Here is a 2,285-nt window from a genome sequence, read left to right as displayed (position 1 = left end):
GTGGCGTCGCCGGCCGACACTGCCGCGTCGGCGGCGGGAACGGACAGCGGGTGCACCGGCATGATCTGCTCGCCCTCGACTCCCAGCAAATGCCGGCTGGTGGCGAGAATCCGCAACCCGGGCGAGGCGGCAAGCAGCTTCCCCGCCAGCACTGCGCAGGCGTCGGAGAGGTGCTCACAGTTGTCAAGGATCAGCAGCAACTGCTTGTCCTCGACGTACTGGACAAGGTCAGCGGTCGGGTCTGCCGACGCCTGGCGAAGCTGGAAGGTCTCAGCGACCGCGTGTGCCAGGAGGCTGGGGTTGTGCAAGGCGTCCAGGCCGACGAACCAGACACCATCACGAAACGTGCGCCTCAGCTCCGCGGCCATCCGCATCGCCAGCCGGGTCTTGCCCACACCGCCCGCACCGGAGAGCGTCACCAAACGGCTGCCAGACAGCATCCGTCTGGCCTCGGACAGCTCCCGCCGCCGACCGATGAAGCTGGTCAGCTCCGCGGGCAGCTTCGCCGTCGGCGTATGCACCGGCTTCGTCCCTGGCATGCCGATCGCTACCACCTTCGCCGTCTCGTGACCGGGGTGGCCTTGTCTCTCCGCATTCCGGGGAGCCACCCAGACTGGCGTGACGCTCAGTCTACGGCGGCCGGACCAATGTGGAGGCGAGGCCCGACACCGGTCGCCTCTGGATCGCGCCGGAACGAAGGGCCCTTTTCTTAGGGACTCGACACCCTGGGCAATCCGGACGGTCTGCGCACCAGGGCACCCGGGCATCGCGCTCGTCCACATCGCCGTGCGTGGCGTCGCACGATATCCATAAGGCGTGGGACGATCGGACACCGTGACCAAGCACATGGATCCACAGCGCCGCACGCCCGTGCCGGCGGTGATCGACGAGCAGCCGCTGCCCGCTCGCACGCGGCGTCCCATCGACGCCCTGTGGCTGCTGCTGGTCACCGCCGCCATGACGACACTGGTCGTCCTCTCGATCGTCGCCGATCGGACGCTCACAGCCGCCACCGCCGACTTGGCCGACTTCAACGAACGCATCCCCGACGGTCCGGTGGGGCTCGTCGCGTTCGCCGCCAACCTGGCCGGCTTCGTCTTGCCGCCCGTGCTCATCCTGGTGCTGATGCTGCGCGGGAGAGTCCGTATCACAGTCGAACTGCTGATCGCCGGGGCGGCGGCCGCCCTCGCGACCGTGCTGGTGTCCGCGTGGTTGACCGGGCTGGCGCCGACGCGGTTGCACGACAGCCTGGTACCGATCATCGACGGTGCCGAGGGCACGCCGGTGCCGACCTACCAGGCGCTGCTGGTCACACTCGTAACGGTCGTGTCCCGCCTCGACGTGAGGCGTTTCCGGCAGGTCGCGATCTTCGCCATCGCCGGAGACGTGACGGTCTCGTTGCTGCGCGGCCACGCGACGGTGGGCGGGCTGCTGATCGCGGTGGGGATCGGGGCGGCTGCCGGATTGGTCGCTCGCCTGGTGGGTGGGCAGCCGTCCGTCGCACCGAGCGGCCGCAAGGTCGCCGCGGCGCTTGCCGCGAACGGCTACGACGTCATTGCGTTGCGGGTTCAACGCGCGGATGAGTACCGGCGCTTCTTCGCCGAGACCCCCGACGACACGTTCAGCGTCCTCGTACTCGACCGCGACAACGAGGGCGCGGGAACGCTCGCCCGGACACTCGGGCGGCTACGGACTCACCAGGAGGTGCTTCCACGGCAGTCGGTCACGATGCGCGATGCCATCAACCGGATCACTTTGCAGTCAATGGCGGTTGCCCGGGCTGGTGCCCGCACCCCGGAGATCCGATCGGTGCTGCGCATCGACCGCGACTCGGCAGCGGTGGTGTATGACCACGTCCCGGGCACATTCCTCGCCGACGTGGCGGCGGACGACATGAGCGACGAGCGGCTCGAGGATCTCTGGCGACAGGTGGCCTGTCTCCACCGCAACCACGTGGCCCACCGCCAGCTCTCCGGACGAACCATCATGGTCTCCGACGACCAGGTCTGGTTGCTCGATCCTTCAGGCGGCGAGGTGGCCGCCACCGACGTCGCGCTGCGCGCGGACATCGTCCAGGTCCTGGCCGCGGCGGCCGCCGTGGTCGGTGCCGGACGAGCCGTCGACACCGCGATCAACACGCTTGGCGAGGACGTCGTCGGCGAGATCATCCCGTTCCTCCAACCGGCGGCGCTCCCGCGCGCCAGCCGCCGGGAGATCGCCGAGCACCGCGACATCCTGCGCGACCTGCGCGATCACCTGGTCGACCGGCTCGGCACCGGGGCGAC

The 2,285-nt window shown here is 69.4% G+C and carries 2 protein-coding genes; one reads left to right on the top strand and one right to left on the bottom strand.

Annotated elements, in window-relative coordinates:
• The coding region (locus tag ELR45_RS38990; RefSeq protein ID WP_205857209.1) for an ATP-binding protein at positions 1 to 539 on the bottom strand (539 nt) is incomplete at its 3' end.
• Between the two features lie 295 nt (positions 540 to 834).
• Between ELR45_RS38990 and ELR45_RS25040 the strand changes: the two genes are divergently transcribed.
• A partial coding sequence (locus ELR45_RS25040; protein WP_205857208.1) for a BUD32 family EKC/KEOPS complex subunit occupies positions 835 to 2,285 on the top strand: 1,451 nt, incomplete at its 3' end.

The sequence above is a fragment of the Phytoactinopolyspora endophytica genome, from assembly GCF_004138495.1.
Taxonomy (GTDB): Bacteria; Actinomycetota; Actinomycetes; order Jiangellales; family Jiangellaceae; genus Phytoactinopolyspora; species Phytoactinopolyspora endophytica.
Note: the sequence above shows the minus strand (reverse complement) of the source record. Positions and strands in the feature narration are given on the sequence as shown.